The sequence below is a fragment of the uncultured Mesonia sp. genome (assembly GCA_947499595.1).
Classification (GTDB): domain Bacteria; phylum Bacteroidota; class Bacteroidia; order Flavobacteriales; family Flavobacteriaceae; genus Mesonia; species Mesonia sediminis.
On the sequence record CANMOY010000005.1, the window covers coordinates 90035 to 110286 of the forward strand.

The window sequence follows — 20252 nt, forward strand, 5'->3', positions numbered from 1 at the left end:
CTATAGCTTTAAAATAAATTATGGGAGAGCAAAAAAGACGAGAAAGAGAACAGGAAAAGCCAGAGGCTTATTTCATTTTTGAGAAGAAGAATTACATTTTTATGGCTGTTGGTTTAGCCGTTATTGCCTTGGGTTATTTACTGATGGCCGGAGGCGGAAGCGATAACCCAGAAGTTTTTAATCCCGATATTTACAGTTGGAGACGTATTCACCTAGCACCTAGTCTTGTGCTACTGGGTTTTGGTATTGAGGTTTACGCTATTCTTTTAAATCCAAGTAAAAAGAAATAATGGATGTTTTAGATGCGCTTGTTCTTGGCATTATTCAAGGATTAACCGAGTTCTTACCCGTATCCTCAAGTGGTCATTTAGAGCTAGGCAAAGCGATTTTGGGTGATGATAGTATACCACAAGAGAGTATGCTATTCACCGTTGTGATGCATTTTGCTACTGCGCTGAGCACCTTGGTTATATTCCGTAAAGATATTTACACTATAATTAAAGGCCTGTTAGCATTCAAATGGAACGAGGAAACCCAATTTACTTTAAAGATTATTTTATCGATGATTCCTGCAGCCATAATTGGGTTGCTCTTTGAAGAACAGTTAGAACAATTATTTGGAGGCAGTGTGTTTTTAGTAGGAGCTATGCTAATTATAACTGCTTTGCTTCTATGGTTGGCCGATAAAGCAAAAAGCACTTTAAAGCCCGTTAGCTACTCCAATGCATTTGTTATTGGAATAGCTCAAGCTATTGCTATGCTTCCTGGAATTTCTCGTAGTGGCGCTACTATATCTACTTCTGTTTTATTGGGGAATGACAAAACCAAGGCGGCTCGATTTTCTTTTTTAATGGTAGTCCCATTAATATTGGGGAAAATTGCTAAAGATATACTCAGCGGCGATTTAAGCCATACTGGCAACAGTACGGCATTATTTGTTGGTTTTATAAGTGCCTTTATTGCTGGCCTCTTCGCTTGTACTTGGATGATCGCACTGGTACGAAAAAGCAAACTTTCTTATTTTGCTATATATTGCTTAGTGGTGGGAATCATAGCCTTAGCGGTAAGTTATTAATTAAAATATTATTTTTTTGAGTTTTTTTAGTCTAGAAGATTTTAAGAAAGGCCAAGTTTTATTGTTCGATAAACCCTTGGAGTGGACCTCTTTTCAGTTGGTTAATAAGGTACGCTGGTTAATCAAGAAAAATTATGGCATAAAAAAAATTAAAGTAGGTCACGCAGGGACCCTAGATCCATTAGCTACTGGCTTGTTGATTATTTGTACGGGAAAATTCACCAAAACCATACATGAAATTCAAGGCTTACCCAAGGAATATACAGGGACTATTCGTTTTGGGGCAACTACTCCCTCTTACGATTTAGAAACGGATATTGACAAAACTTATCCGATTAATGATTTGCAACCGGAAATTATAAAAGCAAAAGCGGCCTGCTTTGAAGGAGATATCATTCAAAAACCCCCTGTTTTCTCGGCCTTAAAGAAAGATGGCAAAAGACTGTATGAATATGCACGCAAAGGCCAAGAAATAAAAATAGAAGGTCGCCCTGTTCGCATAGACGAATTTTCTATTGGTAAAATAAATTTACCCGATGTAGAGTTTAAAGTCAAATGCAGCAAAGGAACTTATATAAGAAGCTTAGCTCATGATTTAGGTCAAGCTGTTAACAATGGTGCTCACCTTACCGAGTTAAGACGTACAAAAATAGGCGATTTCAACATTGAAAACGCCTATACTTTAGATACTTTTATTGCCAAATTGCCAAAAGATTTAAGCTAGAAGCAGACTTAATTCTTTCATAACGGTTTTACCTTTGTCTTGGTTGTACCAACGTTGAAGTTCTTCTTTCACCGTGGCATCAACTTGACCGTGCGCGGCTTTATAGTCGGTTATTAATTTTTTAGCTGGCGCCGGACGCTCTCCCCAAACCCCTAAAACCTCGAGCGATTTTTGATCGACCATCACTAATTTAGGAATAGATCTCGCGCCATTGGTCAAGAAATGATCTATAAAAAAGCTATTGTCATCGCGAAGAACAATTTTTAATTCAATGTTCTCATTTAACTCAGCCAACTTATTTATAGCTGGCAAACTATGGGCTACATCACCGCACCAACCTTCGGCTACTACTATCCAAAACACTTTTTTTTGAAAGGCTGCAACTTTATCGGCTAAAGCCTCATCAACCTTTAGGGTTTTATCCCATCGCTTTATCCTTTTTAAATTGAGCTGAGTATAATTTAGTAAATCTTCAGATTGTGTATGCCCCGTTACACGGCCTTCTTCAAAACTATCAACCACCAATTCTTTAAAATCAGTATAAGTCATTGCGTTTTCTAAGGCTTTGGACACTTCGGTTTGTAATTCTTTTACCTTCATTTTTTATTCTATTTTTATCCCCTTTAAGGTTGATTCAAAATTACACAATTATGAGCAAGCAGCGTTGTCTTTGGTGCCAAGGGAATGAATTATATGAGAAATATCACGATTTAGAGTGGGGTGAACCTGAATATAACGACCAAAAGTTATTTGAAATCCTTTCTTTAGAGGTCTTTCAAGCTGGATTGAGCTGGATTACGGTATTAAAAAAACGAGATAATTTTCGTAAAGCCTTTGATGATTTTAATCCGGTTATGGTTGCCCAATATGATTCTAAACGGGTTCTAGCACTACTAAACGATAGCGGAATCATTCGGCATAAAGCCAAAATTGAAGCTACGATTCATAATGCCCAAGTTTTTGTACGGCTGCAACAAGAATTTGGTAGTTTTAGCAAATACATTTGGTCATTTGTTAATCACGTACCAAAAAATAACAACCCCCAAACCTCAAAAGAGGTTCCCTCTAGCACAAAGCTAAGTGCTGATATTTGTAAACATCTAAAAGCGAAAGGATTCAAATTTTTAGGAGCTACAACCGTTTATAGCTTTATGCAGGCAGCAGGACTAGTGAATGATCATCTGGTAAATTGTTTTAAACACCAGCAATCTTAACAAAGCAATTTCTGATGTTTAATTTAATAAAACAACAACTTGAGGTATATTTTCAATAAAAATAGAATAAAGTTAAAAAAAGCAGCTAAGAATAATTATTTTCGCAACTTTAATAAATTGTCAACTTTAGATTAAATAAATCTTAGCTATTATGGCGTGTCTTTGTAAATATAGAAAAAGCTGTTTTGCTTTTATAACCTTGATTTTTATAGGCTTTTCAGCCATGGCACAAACACATTTTGATGGTTTCATTAATCCGGAGATTAATTTAGATCTCAAGACCGAAACGCCTTGGAGTTATACTTTCGGCATCGCACACCGATCGATTGTATTTACCGATATTGAAGATAACAGCCAATTTGATGATCAAGTAAAATACGAAGCTGAGTTTATAGAGTTAAATCAATATACTCATTTTAAACTAGGCGAAAAGGGTAAAGCAACAGTGGCAGCTCGCTATCGCTTTAAAGATATTTTTATCGATAAGCATGACGAGCTAAGACTTCTCCAACAATACAGCCACAAAATAAAATTGAACAGTTTCTCATTAAAACAACGGCTTCGCTTCGCACAACGATTTAGAGAAGAACTGGTTTTAAGATGGCGCTACCGCATAGGAGCTAGTTTTAAATTAAGCCCGGCTTTAGCCGATAAAGAACCTCTGATTTTTAGTGCCTCAACAGAGAGCGTTTGGGAGTTTGGCAAATATAACAAGCCTAGTTTGGGTCAGCGTTTTACAGGAAAATTTAGTTTACCAATTGGCGCAAATTCAAAAGTGGATTTAGGCTTAGAATATCGCCACCGTAATTATACTCACCAACCCTTTACAGAATTGTTTCTGATAAGCGCATTAAATATCAGTCTATAAATTTCACTACAAATAGCTTAAAAAAGCCTGACGATCAATTTCTTCGGCTCCCAGGCTCGCCAGATGATTGGTATGCACTTGGCAATCAATTAAGCTAACTTCGTGCTCTTTTAAAAACTGAACCCAAGTTATAAAAGCATATTTAGATGCATTACTTACTAAAGAAAACATGCTTTCTCCACAAAATACCCTTTGAGGTTTTAGCCAAATTCCGTAAAGCCCTCCCACCAATCTTTCGTTTTGCCAAACCTCTACCGAATAGGCAAATCCTTGCTGGTGCAATTGGGTATAGGCATTTATAATGTCTTTAGTAATCCAAGTTCCGTTTTGGCCTGGTCTTTTTACTTGTGCACAGGCTTGAATGACCTGCTCAAATTCTTCATTAAAAGTGACCTTAAATGTTTTCCTATCAAGAAGTTTCCTCATACTTTTTGACACTTTTAGCTTCTTAGGAAACAAAACCATTCTTGGATTTGGTGACCACCATAATACGGGCTGATCGTTTTCATACCAAGGAAAAATACCTTTTTTATACGCCCTTAAAATGCGTTCTGGGGTTAAGTGACCACCATAAGCAACCAATCCCAATTCGTTTGAAGTATTGGGATGCGGGAAATCTTGCTTTGTATCTAAAAAAGGTATAGACATAAAAAAAGCTGCTTTAAAATGTTTAAAACAGCTTAAAGTTTTTAAGTTATCAATTTAGAACGGTAAATCGTCATTATCGTCATCATTAAAATCGTTTGCGGGTTCAAATTGATCTACAGGAGGTACATTTGCTTGTGGAGCACTACCCCCTAAATCTTCAATACGCCACCCCTGAATAGAGTTAAAGTATTTGGTTTCACCTTGTGGGCTTACCCACTCTCTTCCGCGTAAATTTACACCAATTTTTACCGGCTGACCTACTTGAAAATTGTTCAGTAAGTCGCATTTATCTTGAATAAATTCAATAAGCAAGTGTTGCGGATATTGTTCTTGGGTAGTTACAACAACTTCACGCTTTCTAAATCCGTTGTTCCCGTAAGTTTTGGTCTCGTCTATTTTCTTTATCGTTCCTTGTACTTCCATATTTCTAATTTAATTTTGCTAATAATACCTTCCAGGCTTTCTCTATTTCCTCTTGTTTTAAATACTCTTGGGCTACTGCATGAATTTTCTCTACAGAGCCTTCTTTTATATATTCTACTAAATTCAATTCATTCAAAAAAGAATTGATTTCCTCTTTATTGGGTAAACGCTCAATTGTTCCTAATTTCCCTAGATCATTCCCGGTTAACACGTTACTTGTACGCACATCTTCTGGAAAAGCATCAACACCTATACCCATGGTTGTTTTGGGTTTAGGAATTTCAAACATACCTTTATTGGCACGTGAATAGTAATTACTTCCCATGCGTGCCACTTGATCAATCTTTGTTTGATCGATAATATTTAAATGCTCATCCATAACCTCTTCAGCAACATGCATACGCACAACTTCACACAGCACCACATTACCTGCGCCTCCTTCTTCACCCAAACTTACTACCTCTTTCACCACGCATTCAAATTGCACAGGACTTTCTTTTACTCGAAATGGCTTCACTACATCTGATTCCAGTGGCGTTAGACCAGTTTTCACGAATTCATTAACACCAGTCGCGTAATCTGTACTAGCTAGTGACATTTGCTGCACCATCTCATAATTAACAATATTAATCACCACCTCTCCTTGTGTGCTTACATTATTCAAGGTGTCCTTAGCGCTGCCATCGCTAATGCGTAATAGAGGTGAAAACATAAGCATAGGCGGATTGGCACTTACAACATTAAAAAAACTAAATGGCGCTAGGTTGGCTTGTCCCTCCTCATTTATTGTACTTGCAAAAGCAATAGGCCTAGGTCCTACGCTTCCTGCCATAATACCATAATTTCTAGCAATTTCAACTTCTTTTGGGTTTATTGTCAGCATGAATTAAGATGTTTTTGCAAAGATAACGAAAGTACCGAGCTAATAAAAAATAGCTTTGTTTTTATAAAAAAGATTATCTTTCAATTTTAAAACAATCTATGCTTTACCTTAAAGAACGTAGTTTTGCCCGTTGGTTTGTGACCATAGCCTCTCTAGTAATTGTAGGTTTATTTTTATGGAATGTTTCTATTTTTTTTGAGCGCATCAAAGAAGAAGAGAAAAATAAAATGGAGATCTGGGTAAATGCTTTTACTGAAGTATCAACCCCAAATTCTGGCACAAGTCTCAGTAATAATGTAATTGAAATCTTTAGTTCAAACACAACCACACCAATGTTGGTTTACTCGGTGGGTGACAACAGCTATAATTCCAGAAACATTGAAGAAGATAAAGTTAACACCCTCGAAAAAAAGTTGGCTTTAATCGAAGAGTTTAAAAAACAATACCAACCCATAGAAATTAAAGATGACAACGAAACCATTAATATAGTTTATTATGGCTATTCAGACACCCTGAAGCGACTTACCTACTTCCCAGCTTTTGTCATTTTTATAATTATTCTTTTTTTAAGTATAATTTACTATTTCCACATCACTTCAAAAAGTGAAGAACAAAGTTTGTTATGGGCGGGAATGGCCAAAGAAACTGCACATCAAATCGGTACACCCTTGTCTTCCTTAGTGGGATGGATAGAAATTCTTAAAAGTGAAGACATTAACCCCGATTATGTTCAAGAAATACAAAAAGACATAAATCGGCTACAAACAATAACCGATCGTTTTAGTAAGATAGGCTCTGTTCCTAATTTAACACCTACAAACCTTGTTCAAGCTACACTTGAGACAAGTCAATATTTGCAAATCAGAACCTCAAAACTGGTTCAATTTGATGTAGATTTACCCAACCATTCTATTTTTGTAAATCTAAACGAACAGCTATTCAGCTGGACGATTGAAAATCTAGTAAAAAATGCGATCGATGCAATGAAAGGTAAAGGCATGCTCAAAATTGAGATGCGAGAAGACGCACAATGGGTATTACTATACATTTCAGATACAGGAAAAGGAATTCCTAAATCTGATTTTAAAAAGATTTTCAAACCTGGTTTTACAACCAAAAAAAGAGGCTGGGGTCTTGGTTTATCTTTAGTCAAACGCATTATAGAAACCTACCATAAGGGCAAAGTTAGGGTGCTCAAAAGCGAATTGAATCAAGGTACTTGTTTTGAAATAAAATTAAAAAAAATTAAAAGTTAGAACGTATTGCCTCACAGGTTGTTTTCATCTCTTCTTCATTCATTTTCACTTTGGTTTTAAAGCTGGCGTCCTCCATACGCTGTAGCGGAATTAAATGCACATGCACGTGAGGCACTTCTAACCCGATAACAGCCATACCTACCCGTTTACACGGAATAGATTTCTCTATTGCTTTAGCCACCTTTCTCGAAAACCGCATCAATTCCATATAAGTTTCTTCATCCAAGTCGAATATTTTATCTACTTCTTGTTTGGGAATGCATAAAGTATGTCCTTTTGCATTAGGATTTACATCTAAGAAAGCATAAAATTTATCATCTTCTGCAATTTTATAACTCGGGATTTCGCCCGCCACTATTTTTGAAAAAATACTAGCCATAATTATTTATTTTAAATTTATGTTTTAACATCTAAAGCATCGCGTAAAGCATTTCCTATTAGCATAAAGGCCATGACCAAACTCATGATGGCTAATCCAGGAACCAATGCCAAGTAGGGTTTGCCTAGCAAAATATAACTGTAATGATCTTTGATCATACCGCCCCAACTTGGTGTGGGCGGTTGAGCACCTATACCCAAGAAACTCAATCCGCTTTCAATTAAAATGGCTGCCGCAAAATTAGCTGCAGAGATAACAATTAAAGGCGCTATTACTTGAGGTAAGATATGCTTTAAAATTACTCTGCTGTGCGAGTAACCCAATGCCTTAGCAGCCGTTATATATTGTAATTTTTTCACTCCCATCACCTGCCCGCGAACTACTCGCGCCACCTCAACCCACATCGTTAAACCTACAGCAATAAAAACTTGCCAAAAACCTTTACCCAAAGCTAAGGTAATGGCTATTACCAATAGTAGAGTGGGTATAGACCACATCACGTTAATCAACCACATAATAGTGGCATCTATAAAACCACCAAAATATCCCGCAAGCGCACCCAGACTAAGTCCTATTATCAATGAAATAAAAACGGCAACAAAACCGATAGATAGTGAGATTCTACTCCCAACCAATAAGCGACTAAATAAATCTCTACCGTATTTATCTGTACCCAATAGAAATGTATGTTTTTTAACAAACACCTCTTGTATATCCTCTAAATTTGTCAATCCATTAAAGCGAGAAAGATCAAAACGCTGGGGCAAGCCTAAAGAAGTTTGTGTATCTTTTTTATATGGGTAAACCAAAACTTCATTTTTTTCAATTTTTAACTGACTAAATGGGATTTGTTGTGGCGTATCCTCTTCACCCAATAACCATTCCCAGTTGTTTTTGTGGTGATCACCACTTCTCTGCGGGAGGATTAACATTTCAACTTTAAATCCTGGTGGCTGAGAATGAATGCTCAGATTCATCGTATTTGCATTGACTGAGCTGTCTGGCGCTATAACATATGCGAAAAGAGCCATAAACCCAATGACCATGATATAAATCAAACAAAAAACACCCCAAAAATTTGACTTAAATTTTTGGAGTGCCATTTTGGTTGGTGACCCAGACTCGTATTGCATTAGTCTCTAAAGTTTGCAGCTGTTTTCTTGTTTTGGCTGCCTGCACCCAGGTCTTCTAAAACAAAAATAGCTTCTTCTACATACACATCTTTACTCAAATTTTTATGCCAGCGTTTTCTCTTCTCTTGCAAGGTAGTATCGGTTGCAAACAACATTTCCTCTACCGGTAAAGATGAAAAACTCAAATTGGTTTTATAATCGTTTATACTTTCGAACTCCTCAAATACAGCCTCACTCTGTTCTAAATCTGCTTTATACTCTTCGTAATTTATACTGTATTGATTTAAATCTCTTTGCGCTTTAATCCACTTTGCGTTTTTATCGATTAAATTAAACTGTTTATTTTGAGCAATTCTGCTTTTACTTTTTGCAATCACAGCATCAATATCATCGTATCCATCCCATAAACTATAATTCGCTGGTTGTATTTGGTCCCAAGGCAAGGGGTTGTTTAGATCTTTCTCTCCAAGATCTATGTAACTGTATTTATCGGGCACTACCACATCGCTTTTTACTCCTTCTAATTGGGTAGAACCTCCATTGATTCTGTAAAACTTCTGGCGTGTAACTTTCAAAGCTCCCATATCTCCCAAATCGCTATTTCGCATCCATCTATTTAGGTCAATTACACCTTGCACGGTACCTTTACCATAGGTTTGTTTGCCACCAATAATTACGGCGCGCTTATAATCTTGCATCGCTGCGGCTAAAATTTCTGAAGCTGAAGCAGATAGCTCATTTACCAAAATTACCAACGGACCGTCCCATAGTACTTCGCCATCTTTATCTTTTAAAATCTCTTTGCGTTTATCACCGTCTTGAACTTGAACTACTGGTCCTTTCTCTATAAAAAGTCCGGCAATATCAACAACGGTAGATAAAGAACCTCCCCCGTTATTTCTCAAGTCAATCACCAAACCGTCCATATTTTCTTTCTTGAGTTCAATTATTTCTTTGCGCACATCGCTAGCCGCATTACGTTCATTGGCATCATTTATATTAAAGTAAAACTTTGGCAAATAAATAAGACCAAATTTCTGATCGTCTTTTTCTACCATAGCGCTTTTGGCATAAGTCTCTTCAATTTCCACCACATCACGAACAATTGAAATTTCTTCAATAGCTCCCGACACCTTTTTAACCGTAAGATGTACGGTGGTGCCTTTTGGACCTTTTATTAAACCTACAGCATCATCCAATCGCATTCCTGAGATATCAACGGCCTTTTCTTCATCTTCCTGCCTTACCTTTTGAATTACATCGCCAACCTCAAGTTCTTCTCCTCTCCAGGCGGGACCTCCAGAGATTACATCCATAATTTTAATCTCGTCCATCTTTTTTTGCAAGCGAGCACCAATACCCTCTAGACTACCAGACATTTGTATATCAAAGCGTTCTTTGTCTTGCGGTGCAAAATAAAACGAATGCGGATCAAAACCTTCTACAATGGCATTGACATAAACGGTAAACCAATCTTTGCGTTCTAAATCACCTGTCAAATCAAAAAACTCATCTAAAGAATTTTTCACCTTCTCTCGTGCTTCTTGCTCCAACTCCTTGTCTATTTTTTCAACAAAATCTTCAGTTTCTTTTTCTTTCTTTAGCTTTTGCTCTTCTTTTAGGTCATAAAAGTAACCTAGGGTTGAATATTTTAATTGCTTACGCCAGCGTTCTTTTATTTCTCGCTTAGAGCTGGCAAAAGGTAAATTTTCATAATCTAGATTAATACTTTCTTTTTCCGAAAAATCAAAAGGCTCGTTTAATATTTCGGTGTAATACGATTTAGAATCTTCAATACGCTTTAGAAAACGTTCATAAACCAAATTAAAGAAATCTATATTTCTCGATCTTATCTGATCATCTATTTGCTCTTCATACACCGAAAAATCACCTATATCTGCTGTGGTAAAATAGCGCTTTCGCGGATCGATTTTATTTAAAAAATCATCATAAACAGATTGTGAAAATTGATCGTTTATATTTTTGGGGTCATAATGACCTTTTTCTAAAACATAAGTAATTAACTCAATAAGAACTTGGTCTTTATCTGAGTTTTCATCGGCATCAAACTTTTTGGTGGTAAAACTACAGGAGGCAACCGCAAACAGCAACCCAAGTAACCATATAATTGAATTTCTTTTCATAAACGTTTTTATTTTCATAGAATTTCTTCTTACTACAAGCATAAAAATTATGCCAAGGTCTAAATTAAAAATAATAAATAGTTTTATTGAATAATCAGCTAATAAATTTTTGCTAAAACAGCATTAGCTTAGCAGCCTAGGCTGAATAAGTATTTTGCATTAATCGGTTTAACCGAAACAAGGCATAGCCGTAAAAATAATTGAATTTATCACTTAATAGCTACTTTAATCGTAGTTTCTATCAATTTGCTTATTTTAGCTTAAAAAAAGAATGGAAGACAAAAGGCCTTTGATTCTCGTTACCAATGACGACGGGATTACTGCACCAGGAATACGCACACTTATAAAAATAATGAATAAACTTGGAGATGTGGTAGTGGTGGCTCCAGATAGTCCGCAAAGCGGAATGGGACATGCCATTACGTTAAATGATAACCTCTATTGCGACCCGTTAAACGTTGAAGAAACGGCCAATCATTTAGAGTATAGCTGTTCGGGAACCCCTGCTGACTGCGTAAAAATAGCCAAGCAGGAAATTTTAAAGCGTAAACCAGATTTATGCGTGAGTGGTATTAATCACGGCTCAAACGCCTCAATAAATGTGATTTATTCTGGCACTATGAGTGCAGCCGTAGAGGCCGGTTTAGAAGGCATACCTGCTATAGGCTTTTCTTTATTAGATTACAGTCTGACGGCCGATTTTTCTCCTTGTGAGGATTTTGTGGAACGCATTGCTCGTAATGTTTTAGAAAATAAACTACCCCCTGGTGTGGTTCTAAATGTAAATATACCTAAGCTCAAACGAGAGGAGATTAAAGGAATTAAGGTTTGTAGACAAGCAAAAGCGCATTGGCGTGAAGAATTTGACAAACGCACCAATCCGCAAGGTAGAGATTATTACTGGCTTACCGGCACTTTTATAAACGAAGATGAAGGCGAAGATACAGATGAGTGGGCTCTGGCTAATAATTATATTTCGCTTGTACCTATACAGTTTGACCTTACTGCTCACAAAGCCATTAACACCATAAATAACTGGAATTTAAATGATTAAAAAGGAGATATTTATCGGTTTTGTTGTTGGAATTTTTGCCAACATGGCCGGACTATTTATGTATTTATATTTTTTTTCAGAATATAAAGTTGAGACTTCTTTGACTATGGCTTATGAAAATGGCGTACTAGGAAATGTTATCGCCTTGGGTGCAATTGCTAATTTTTTACCATTTTTTGTATACATTAAAAAAAATAGAATATACCGTGCTCGCGGTGTAATTTTAGCCACCTTACTTGCAGGCTTGAGTATTATATATTTTGAATTTTTATAACCTCAAACGTTTATGAAATATTATTTGATTGCAGGAGAAGCCTCGGGAGATTTGCACGCCGCCAATCTTATGAAGGCTTTATTAAAGCAGGATGCAAAGGCAGAATTTCGATTTTGGGGAGGCGATTTGATGCAAGCTGTAGGCGGAAAGTTGGTAAAACATTACAGAGATTTAGCCTTTATGGGCTTTATTGAAGTGGTAGCCAATTTAAAAACCATTTTTAAAAATATAAAAATTTGCAAAGCCGATATTAGTACTTTTCAACCAGACGTTATAATCTTTGTTGACTATCCAGGCTTTAATTTTAGAATCGCCAAATGGGCCAAAAAACAAGGTTTTAAAACGCATTATTATATTTCTCCACAAATTTGGGCTTGGAAAGAAAACCGGATTAAAGCCATTAAACGAGACATCGATGCCATGTATGTTATTTTGCCTTTTGAAAAAGATTTTTACGAGCAAAAGCATAAGTTTCCGGTGCACTTCGTAGGGCATCCTTTACTTGATGCCATAGATCAACGACCCTCGATTTCTCATCAAGCTTTTATCGCTGAACATAATTTAAACGATTTACCCATCATCGCTTTGCTGCCCGGTTCTCGACAGCAAGAAATTAGCAAAATGCTAAAAACCATGCTCGAAATGGTACCGCATTTTCCCGATTACCAATTTGTAATAGCCGGTGCCCCTAGTCAAGACCTAGCTTATTATGAGCAGTTTTTAGCTAAAAACAGGGTATCTGTTATCAACAATAAAATCTACGATTTGCTCGAGGTGTCTACCGCTGCACTTGTAACATCGGGTACAGCTACGCTCGAAACCGCTTTATTTAATATTCCAGAAGTGGTATGCTATAAAGGGAGTTATATTTCTTACCAAATCGCTAAACTCATTATTAAGCTTAACTATATTTCTTTGGTGAACCTTATCATGGATAAGCCTGTTGTAACAGAGTTGATTCAGAACGATTTTAATCCGCGAAAGCTGCAAGAGGAATTGAATTTAATTCTCCAATCTACAAAACGTAAACAAGTCTTAGAAGATTATCAGCAGTTACGCAAAAAATTGGGAGGTCAAGGTGCCAGCGAAAGAACCGCCAAATTAATTTATAATTCAATAAAAGCATGAAAATAAAAGTCTTTTCTCTACTCTTACTTTTAATACTTTCTGCCTGTGGAAGCAAGCGCGAGGTGGCATCAAAAAATAATAAAAATAAAACCACAACCGAAAAGATCATTTCCTACGCCCGTAGTTTTGAAGGTACTCCATATAAATTTGGCGGAACCACGAAGCGGGGTATGGATTGCTCTGGGCTTATTTACACCTCATTTTTAAGTCAGGATATTAGCTTACCGCGTGTCTCTAGCGAAATGGCTAAAAAAGGGAAAACACTTAGACAAAGAGAGATAAGACCTGGCGACTTGGTTTTTTTTAGAACAAATAAACGCCGTAGACGTATCAATCACGTTGGACTAGTAGTAAATCATAACAAATCTGGCATTTATTTTATACACTCTTCAACCTCTCGTGGTGTAATAGTATCAAAATTAGAGGAAAACTATTGGAAGAAGGCTTATGTTTTAGCAAAAAGGATTTTATAAATTACTATTTTTGAGTAACTTAACCAAATGAAGTTACTCAACACCTCTTTTTTGTGGCTTTTTCTTGCATTTGTAATAGGCATATTCTTAGGGCATAATTACACATGTAATTTTGACTTTGCTTTCTCTTTATTACTTGCCACCCTATTTAGTTGGTTAATTGTATTTCTTTACCAAAAGAGAAGTTGGTTACCCCTAAGAATTTTTAGTGTAACCAGTTTGATAACCTTCTTAGTTATAGGATTTTTTTGTGTCAAATTGCAAAAGCATTATTTATATCAAGAAATAAAAACACAACCTAACCAGCTCTTACATTTAAATTTAAAGCAAGAATTAAAAGGTTCAACTTCTTATAGCAACTATATTGCTCAAATTAAAAACCCAAGCGATGTTAGGCAACATAGCCTCGTATTACTACGCGTATATCTGAAAGACAGTCTTGTAATTTATCAACCTGGAGATGTAATCATTACCAATACAAAATTAACCCCGTTAAAAGAGCCCCAATTTCCCGAACAGTTTAACTACAAACAATACTTAGCCAATAAACACGTGACACGGGAGACTCGGGTAGCTAGTAACGAAATTATTCATCATAAAAATAGTAATCCAACTTGGGTAGACCACTCTGAAGTCATCAAAAAGAAAATAAACTATCAGCTTAAAAAAACTAAATTAAAGCCACGGCATATAGCTTTTATCAATGCTCTAGTTTTAGGAAATAAAGATCTTTTAGAGCGTAGCACTTATCAACAGTTTCAAAAAGCAGGTGTAGTTCACATATTGGCGGTATCTGGATTACACGTTGGGCTCATCGTTTTATTGTTGCAGGGAATTACCTATTTTTTAAAATATAATAAATGGACTCGGGCATTGCGCGTCCTGCTTATAGTTATTGCTCTATGGTTGTATGCCTGGCTGGTTGGTTTTAGTCCTTCTATAACCCGTGCCGTAACGATGTTTAGTTTTTTTATTCTTCTTACTTTAAATAAGCGGAAAACCAATGGGGTTACAAGTTTGGCGCTATCGGCTATGTTGTTACTGTTTATAGATCCTTGGTTGGTATTTGATGTTGGGTTTCAACTCAGTTATTTTGCGGTAGCCTCTATATTATTTTTTTACCCAATTATTTATAACTTATTTTCTAAAAAGACCTGGTTGATTCGTAAGGCTTGGGCATTGGCCTCGGTTACCTTAAGTGCGCAAATAGGAGTACTGCCCTTTACGCTTTATTATTTTAATCAGATTCCAGGATTATTTCTTATTTCTAACCTAATGATTTTGCCCTTCCTATTTTTGGTGCTTCTTAGTTGCATCATAAGTATTTTGGGGAGCTTTTATTTTATTGAATTAGAATGGATTCAAGGGTTAACTGAACACATAATTGATGGTTTAATGTGGGTTATTGAGTTCATCGCCCGTCAAGATGCTTATTACTTTGACCACGTGTATTTTTCTGAATCCATGTTAGCTTTGTCTGTCTTTTCTTTTTTTAGCCTTATCGGATTTTTTTATAGTTCGCAAAAAAGAATATTCGGATTATTTACGCTGGGTGCTTTAATAGCCACACAATTGGTTTATATCATAGACTATCAAAATGCCAAACAAATCCGTAAAGCTATGATTTTACCTTATTATAAAACCGGCACACTAGCTATTCATAACCGTAACGCCATTCAAATATACACCGATTCTATTGTGCCTACAAAGGTTTTAAACAATTATAAAACTAAGTATTTCATCAACGATATTCAGCAAAATAAACGCTTAAATCGGGCTTTAGAAATAGATGGTATATCGGTGCTACGTATTGACAGTGACTTATACGCAGAACCTTCTAAAACACCAGTAGACGTATTGTGGCTAAGTCATTCACCTCGTATAAATCTAGAACGAGTTATAAGACTTGTACAGCCTAAAACCATTGTAGCCGATCAAAGCAATTACAAAAGTTACGTTACCCGTTGGCAAAGAACTGCCTTAAAAGAAAAAATCCCTTTCTTTGACAGCGCAAAGAAAGGGACCTTTTACATAATGTCTAAACCTTAATCTTTAAATTCTCCCTTAAAGTTTTTTTGATAACTTGCCCAGGCCTCGCTCGTTTTTAAATTTTTGTAATCGTCGTTGGCAATCATCTTTAAATAAATCTCAAGCTGAGAAGGGGTATGATATCCCGCTACTGGAGAAATAACTTCTCCTTTTTCATCAAAGAAGACCATACTAGGGTAAGCTGTAATTTTAAGAGCGTGAGCAAAAAGATGCTGACTATTTCTACCTTTTCTTCCCGGCTTATATTTTGGGTTTGTATAGGTGAAATCTTTATAGGTTACTTCCTCTGTTCCCTCTGCATTAAACTTCACCGGATAAAAATGTTTATTCACATACTGCGCAACTTGCTTATTACTAAATGTGTTTTTATCTAGCAATTTACAAGGTCCACACCAATCGGTATAAACATCCATAAAGATCTTCTTTGGATTTTCTTTTTGAGCTTCTAAAGCTTCATTCATGGTCATCCAATTGATTTCTTGGGCTTGCGTGCTAAAACTAAGTAATAAAACTAGCGCCCCTATTATTTTTTTCATACGATAAATTTTAATGCATTAAGAAACAATTATTGTTCCACTTTTTTAATCTACCCCTTTCATTAACTTTTTAATAGGTTTATTCACCGCGATTATCAATAGACCAGCAGCGATTGGGACCACCGTAAAAATTAAGAAAAAAGTAGTTAGTGAATATTCTTCTCTAATATTCTCTAGTTGCCCACCCAATACGGCGGCAAATTTATTACCTATTGCAATTGCCAAGTACCACATACCAAACATAAAGGCAATCATACGGGCAGGAACTAATTTGGAGACGTAAGATAAACCTACAGGTGAAATACAGAGCTCTCCAAAGGTATGAAAGAGATAAGCCAAAATTAACCAGATCATACTAACTTTAACCCCATCTTCTACTCCAAAGGTACCAAAAGCAAGCATACCAAAACCTAGTGCCAATAGGATAAGGCCTATACCATATTTCTGTGGTGCAGAAGGGTTGTATTTGCTTTCCCACCATTTAGAGAATAAACTTGCAAACGCAATGATAAAGAATGAATTTAAAATACTAAACCAAGAAGCAGTAATCTCAACCCAGTGATTTTTAACCTGTGTAACTTTAGCTTGAACCACGCCACTATCTCGACCTAAGTTTTCGGCATTTTTCTTAGCGGCTTCTAATCTTTCTGGAGTTAAATAGCCAAACTTTGCGAAATTTTCATCCTTGGTAATGATATTGATTTCTTGTCCTTCTTTAAAATCACTAAAAGCCTCACCTATCACCACTTTTTTAGTGATAATATCATTTTCAATTTGGGAAATATCTTGATCAACAGAGATTGGTGTTTCCATAAAAATTAACTCACCATTCTTGGCCAATTTAGGCTCATTGGTTTCTTCATCTATAACCGCGACCTTCTGAGCTTGAAACTCTACTTCATAGGCAGTAGTATTAAAATCTCTGTTTAACATATAAATAACCACTCCCCATATTCCGACAAAACAAACCGCTAGAACAATATTTGATCCAGGAATTTTTGCGAAGGTCTGTTTCGCTAGAAGCACCAAAACATAGGTAATTATAGCTAATGGAACTATGGTTAATAATGCGTTTACAATGTTAAAAGTAATGGCTGCATTGCCAATGAGTTCTCGATCGATATAATCACGAGCAAAAAGAACCAAAGAGGTAGCACCCTGCTCAAAACCTAAGAAAAAGAGAACGGTAAAGAATGCGAATACAATAACAGCGTACATTCTATTACGCACGACGGTCGCATATCTGTTTATACGCCCTAAAGTCAAATATAAAAAGAGCACCAAACCAAATAGTACTACTACATACTGCCCTTCCATTCCAAACATCTCAAATGGAAACAAATTGATATCAGCGATTTTAGAAAGCGGATCATTGATGGCGTATGCTAAACCTATTATAGAGGTAATGACTATTAAGATTTTATCTATACTAGTAAACGGATTGTATTTTACTGGTTCTCCGTCACTTTCTACTTCTTGCTTAACGTTTTGCTCTTCTTTAGAAGGTACATCTCCTATTTTCCCAAATAATGGTTTAGCTAACCAAAATTGAAGCGTCCCTAAAAGCATGAAAACTCCGGCTAGACCAAATCCCCAAGACCAGCCTACACGCTCAGCTAAGTAACCACAAAGCATCATTCCGAAAAATGCACCTGCATTTACACCCATATAGAAAATGGTATAAGCACCATCTTTTTTCTTAGGTAAATCTTTATACATTTCGGAAATTATTGAGGTCATTGTAGGCTTAAAGAAACCAGTACCAATAACCAGTAAAGCTAATCCTATGTATAACCAAAACTCAGTTTCAACGGCCATTGCGGCGTGTCCTAAAGTCATTATTACTGCACCAATAACTACTGCCCATCTATAACCTGTAAATTTATCGGCTATAACTCCACCAATAATTGGCGTGATATAAAGCAACATGGCATAGGTACCAAAAAGCGCTCCAGCATTTTCGGTAGTCCACTCCCAACCAGGATTATAACCAATGGCGGCCATGGTTAAGAAGTTAATCAATAATACACGCATCCCGTAAAAAGAGAAGCGTTCCCACATTTCTGTGAAAAATAATACAAATAAACCGGCTGGATGCCCTAAAACTTTACTTTTAAAAAACTCACTGTGCTGAGTATCACTAATTGCTGACATAGGTGTTTAAATTATTCTTTTATTTCTGTATCGGCTATTTCGTAGCCCTCTTGTTCCAATTTTTCTACTTCTTTATCTTCCGCTCCGTGGGTTAGTTTCTTTAGTTTCTTAAGAAACAGGATTACTAAAAATCCGAAGGCCACTGTAAAAATAGTCAAGAACAAAAAGGTATTGTATTCTTGTTCGTTCTGCTCTTCGCTCAAGACAAAAGAAACCTGATAGTTTTTACCATCTCCCTTATTTTCTACTTGCTGGGCGGCATCTGGATCTTTCTCAAATGTTAAGGCCGCGTGATAAGGATTTTCTGCTGTTACTTGATTTTCTTGAAGTGTTGTTTTGAGCTTATTCACCGCCTCATCATCCAATTCAAAAATCGGGTTTAAGATTTCGTCTGCTTGGTATTGCTTAAATTTAACCTGATCATTTTCTAAGAAAACGGTTGATTTAAGGGTGAAATTTTTATCTTGATTTATCGGGTAATCATAAACCGTAACCACTTTATTTTGCTCGTTTTTAATCTCAATGCTATCTTTTGACATAAAAGGAACAATCTGTTCTTTGTTGTATAGCATCGTGCCCGAATAGGGCTCTAACTGAGCAGACTCCCCAATGCTTCCTGCCAATTTATTACCAAAACCAGTGGCTGCAAAATAAACCCCCATCATTATCGAGGCATATTTAAGCGGTGCAAGCTTAGTGATAAAAGATAAGGCTACAGGAGATGTACTCAATTCACCAATAGTGTGAAATAAGTAAGCCAAGAAAATCCAAAACATAGCTGCTTTACCAAAAGTCTCTTGACTGGCTTCTTGTGATGCAAACATCATGAATACATATCCAAGTCCCATAATAATAGTACCTATGGCCATTTTGAAAAGTGAAGAAGACTCTCTACCCTTCTTTTTCCACCATACCCAGAAGGCTCCAATTGCGGTTCCAAAAATTATGATGTAAGCGGCGTTAAGCGATTGAAAAACACCAGCTGGAATCTCTTCTAACCAACTTAAACCAATGCTTCTATCTATTTTAGCATCGGTGTACAAGTTCATTAATCCACCTGCTTGTTCAAAGGCTCCCCAAAAAACAATAACAATCAAGAAAGAAATGAATAAGACGATTACTCGATCTTTCTCTATTTTAGTTAGTGGTCTATTGGCTGCTTCTTTTTCTTCGGCACTTACCAAAGAGCCTCCACTAAATTCTCCAACACCTTTTAAAAACTTTTGTCCCCAAATATAAACGGCTTGACCTAACAACATTCCTATACCAGCTAGACCAAATCCATAGTGCCATCCGTAATAATAGGCCACCAAACCTACACTTATACTAGCTAAAAACGCACCGATGTTAATACCAATATAAAAAATAGTAAAACCACTATCTCTTCTAATATCACCCTCTTCATAGAGACCACCTACCATTGTTGAAATATTTGGCTTAAGTCCTCCTACTCCCAACACAATAAGCAGTAAGCCGGTAAAAAATGCCCAGTCTTGGGGAATCGCTAAAATACCATGCCCTAAACACAGCAGTATACCTCCCCACATTACCGTTTTCTTTTGGCCTAAAAATTTATCGGCAATCCAACCTCCAGGAATTGAGGCAACATATACCAACATAGTATACCAACCGTACAGCCAAATGGCATCTTTACTACTCCATCCCAAACCCGGATCTACCGCTGTGGCCGAGGCCGCAATATACAAGGTTAAAATACTCCGCATTCCATAGTAGGAGAATCGCTCCCACATTTCGGTGAAAAACAAAATAAAAAGTCCTACTGGATGTCCAAAAATTTCTCTTCTTTCTCTCGTAATTGCTGCCATTTATGTTTAGG

21 protein-coding genes are annotated in these 20252 nt (G+C 36.5%); 11 read left to right on the plus strand and 10 right to left on the minus strand.

Annotated features, from left to right (window positions below):
• The first annotated feature begins 20 nt into the window (after nt 1-20).
• Genes ACH2AZ_RS07520 through truB form a run of 3 tightly spaced genes read left to right on the plus strand, consistent with a single transcriptional unit; the run spans nt 21 to nt 1799 of the window.
• Nucleotides 21-290 (plus strand): DUF3098 domain-containing protein, encoded by a 270-nt coding sequence (locus ACH2AZ_RS07520; protein WP_147862293.1) that lies wholly within the window; start codon nt 21-23, stop codon nt 288-290.
• The gene (locus ACH2AZ_RS07525; RefSeq protein ID WP_394907334.1) at nt 290-1075 is read left to right on the plus strand and encodes an undecaprenyl-diphosphate phosphatase; all 786 of its coding nucleotides are present in this window, start codon (nt 290-292) and stop codon (nt 1073-1075) included. The genes ACH2AZ_RS07520 and ACH2AZ_RS07525 overlap by 1 nt, the downstream gene beginning before the upstream one ends.
• A 10-nt stretch (nt 1076-1085) precedes the next feature.
• Nucleotides 1086-1799, plus strand: coding sequence for a tRNA pseudouridine(55) synthase TruB (gene truB, locus ACH2AZ_RS07530; RefSeq protein WP_394907442.1), 714 nt, complete (start codon nt 1086-1088; stop codon nt 1797-1799).
• On the opposite strand, the gene ACH2AZ_RS07535 is transcribed toward truB, so the two are convergent.
• The gene (locus tag ACH2AZ_RS07535) at nt 1791-2399 is read right to left on the minus strand and encodes a thioredoxin family protein (RefSeq protein ID WP_394907335.1); all 609 of its coding nucleotides are present in this window, start codon (nt 2397-2399) and stop codon (nt 1791-1793) included. The genes truB and ACH2AZ_RS07535 overlap by 9 nt on opposite strands.
• 50 nt (nt 2400-2449) lie before the next feature.
• Between ACH2AZ_RS07535 and ACH2AZ_RS07540 the strand changes: the two genes are divergently transcribed.
• On the plus strand, nt 2450-3013 hold the full coding sequence (locus ACH2AZ_RS07540) for a DNA-3-methyladenine glycosylase I (RefSeq protein ID WP_394907336.1): 564 nt from the start codon (nt 2450-2452) through the stop codon (nt 3011-3013).
• A gap of 223 nt (nt 3014-3236) precedes the next feature.
• Nucleotides 3237-3881 (plus strand): DUF2490 domain-containing protein, encoded by a 645-nt coding sequence (locus ACH2AZ_RS07545; protein ID WP_394907337.1) that lies wholly within the window; start codon nt 3237-3239, stop codon nt 3879-3881.
• Nucleotides 3882-3887: 6 nt separating this feature from the next.
• On the opposite strand, the gene aat is transcribed toward ACH2AZ_RS07545, so the two are convergent.
• Genes aat through ACH2AZ_RS07560 form a run of 3 tightly spaced genes read right to left on the minus strand, consistent with a single transcriptional unit; the run spans nt 3888 to nt 5835 of the window.
• A complete protein-coding gene (aat, locus tag ACH2AZ_RS07550) occupies nt 3888-4529 on the minus strand; it encodes a leucyl/phenylalanyl-tRNA--protein transferase (RefSeq protein WP_394907338.1) in 642 nt (213 codons plus the stop codon).
• A 54-nt stretch (nt 4530-4583) separates the two neighbouring features.
• Nucleotides 4584-4952, minus strand: a complete 369-nt coding sequence (locus tag ACH2AZ_RS07555) for a DUF3127 domain-containing protein (protein WP_394907339.1) — start codon at nt 4950-4952, stop codon at nt 4584-4586.
• Between the two features lie 4 nt (nt 4953-4956).
• On the minus strand, nt 4957-5835 hold the full coding sequence (locus tag ACH2AZ_RS07560) for a flavin reductase (RefSeq protein WP_394907340.1): 879 nt from the start codon (nt 5833-5835) through the stop codon (nt 4957-4959).
• A gap of 98 nt (nt 5836-5933) precedes the next feature.
• Here ACH2AZ_RS07560 and ACH2AZ_RS07565 point away from each other — a divergent pair, with 98 nt between their 5' ends.
• Complete coding sequence (locus ACH2AZ_RS07565; protein ID WP_394907341.1) at nt 5934-7091, plus strand: sensor histidine kinase; 1158 nt, start codon at nt 5934-5936, stop codon at nt 7089-7091.
• Here the strand turns inward: ACH2AZ_RS07565 and ACH2AZ_RS07570 are convergent.
• The 3 genes from ACH2AZ_RS07570 to ACH2AZ_RS07580 are packed head-to-tail and all read right to left on the minus strand — an operon-like array spanning nt 7081 to nt 10747.
• Complete coding sequence (locus ACH2AZ_RS07570; RefSeq protein ID WP_394907342.1) at nt 7081-7470, minus strand: HIT family protein; 390 nt, start codon at nt 7468-7470, stop codon at nt 7081-7083. The genes ACH2AZ_RS07565 and ACH2AZ_RS07570 overlap by 11 nt on opposite strands.
• A gap of 17 nt (nt 7471-7487) precedes the next feature.
• Nucleotides 7488-8603: an ABC transporter permease gene (locus tag ACH2AZ_RS07575; protein WP_394907343.1), complete on the minus strand. Its 1116-nt coding sequence runs from the start codon at nt 8601-8603 to the stop codon at nt 7488-7490.
• Entirely contained in the window at nt 8603-10747 is a 2145-nt protein-coding gene (locus ACH2AZ_RS07580) for a carboxy terminal-processing peptidase (RefSeq protein WP_394907344.1), read from the minus strand. The genes ACH2AZ_RS07575 and ACH2AZ_RS07580 overlap by 1 nt, the downstream gene beginning before the upstream one ends.
• 271 nt (nt 10748-11018) lie before the next feature.
• On the opposite strand from ACH2AZ_RS07580, the gene surE reads away from it, so the two are divergent.
• Genes surE through ACH2AZ_RS07605 form a run of 5 tightly spaced genes read left to right on the plus strand, consistent with a single transcriptional unit; the run spans nt 11019 to nt 15725 of the window.
• Nucleotides 11019-11801: a 5'/3'-nucleotidase SurE gene (gene surE, locus ACH2AZ_RS07585; RefSeq protein ID WP_394907345.1), complete on the plus strand. Its 783-nt coding sequence runs from the start codon at nt 11019-11021 to the stop codon at nt 11799-11801.
• Nucleotides 11794-12075 (plus strand): hypothetical protein, encoded by a 282-nt coding sequence (locus ACH2AZ_RS07590; protein ID WP_394907346.1) that lies wholly within the window; start codon nt 11794-11796, stop codon nt 12073-12075. Before surE ends, ACH2AZ_RS07590 begins: the two co-directional genes overlap by 8 nt.
• Nucleotides 12076-12087: 12 nt before the next feature.
• Nucleotides 12088-13203 (plus strand): lipid-A-disaccharide synthase, encoded by a 1116-nt coding sequence (lpxB, locus tag ACH2AZ_RS07595; protein WP_394907347.1) that lies wholly within the window; start codon nt 12088-12090, stop codon nt 13201-13203.
• Complete coding sequence (locus ACH2AZ_RS07600; protein ID WP_394907348.1) at nt 13200-13676, plus strand: C40 family peptidase; 477 nt, start codon at nt 13200-13202, stop codon at nt 13674-13676. The genes lpxB and ACH2AZ_RS07600 overlap by 4 nt, the downstream gene beginning before the upstream one ends.
• A 27-nt stretch (nt 13677-13703) precedes the next feature.
• Complete coding sequence (locus ACH2AZ_RS07605; protein ID WP_394907349.1) at nt 13704-15725, plus strand: ComEC/Rec2 family competence protein; 2022 nt, start codon at nt 13704-13706, stop codon at nt 15723-15725.
• Here ACH2AZ_RS07605 and ACH2AZ_RS07610 read toward each other — a convergent pair.
• Genes ACH2AZ_RS07610 through ACH2AZ_RS07620 form a run of 3 tightly spaced genes read right to left on the minus strand, consistent with a single transcriptional unit; the run spans nt 15722 to nt 20241 of the window.
• Nucleotides 15722-16261 (minus strand): thioredoxin family protein, encoded by a 540-nt coding sequence (locus ACH2AZ_RS07610; RefSeq protein WP_379047928.1) that lies wholly within the window; start codon nt 16259-16261, stop codon nt 15722-15724. The two genes, ACH2AZ_RS07605 and ACH2AZ_RS07610, sit on opposite strands and share 4 nt — an antisense overlap.
• 45 nt (nt 16262-16306) lie before the next feature.
• Complete coding sequence (locus ACH2AZ_RS07615) at nt 16307-18415, minus strand: peptide MFS transporter (protein WP_379047925.1); 2109 nt, start codon at nt 18413-18415, stop codon at nt 16307-16309.
• An 11-nt stretch (nt 18416-18426) separates the two neighbouring features.
• On the minus strand, nt 18427-20241 hold the full coding sequence (locus ACH2AZ_RS07620) for a peptide MFS transporter (RefSeq protein WP_394907350.1): 1815 nt from the start codon (nt 20239-20241) through the stop codon (nt 18427-18429).
• Nucleotides 20242-20252: the final 11 nt, after the last annotated feature.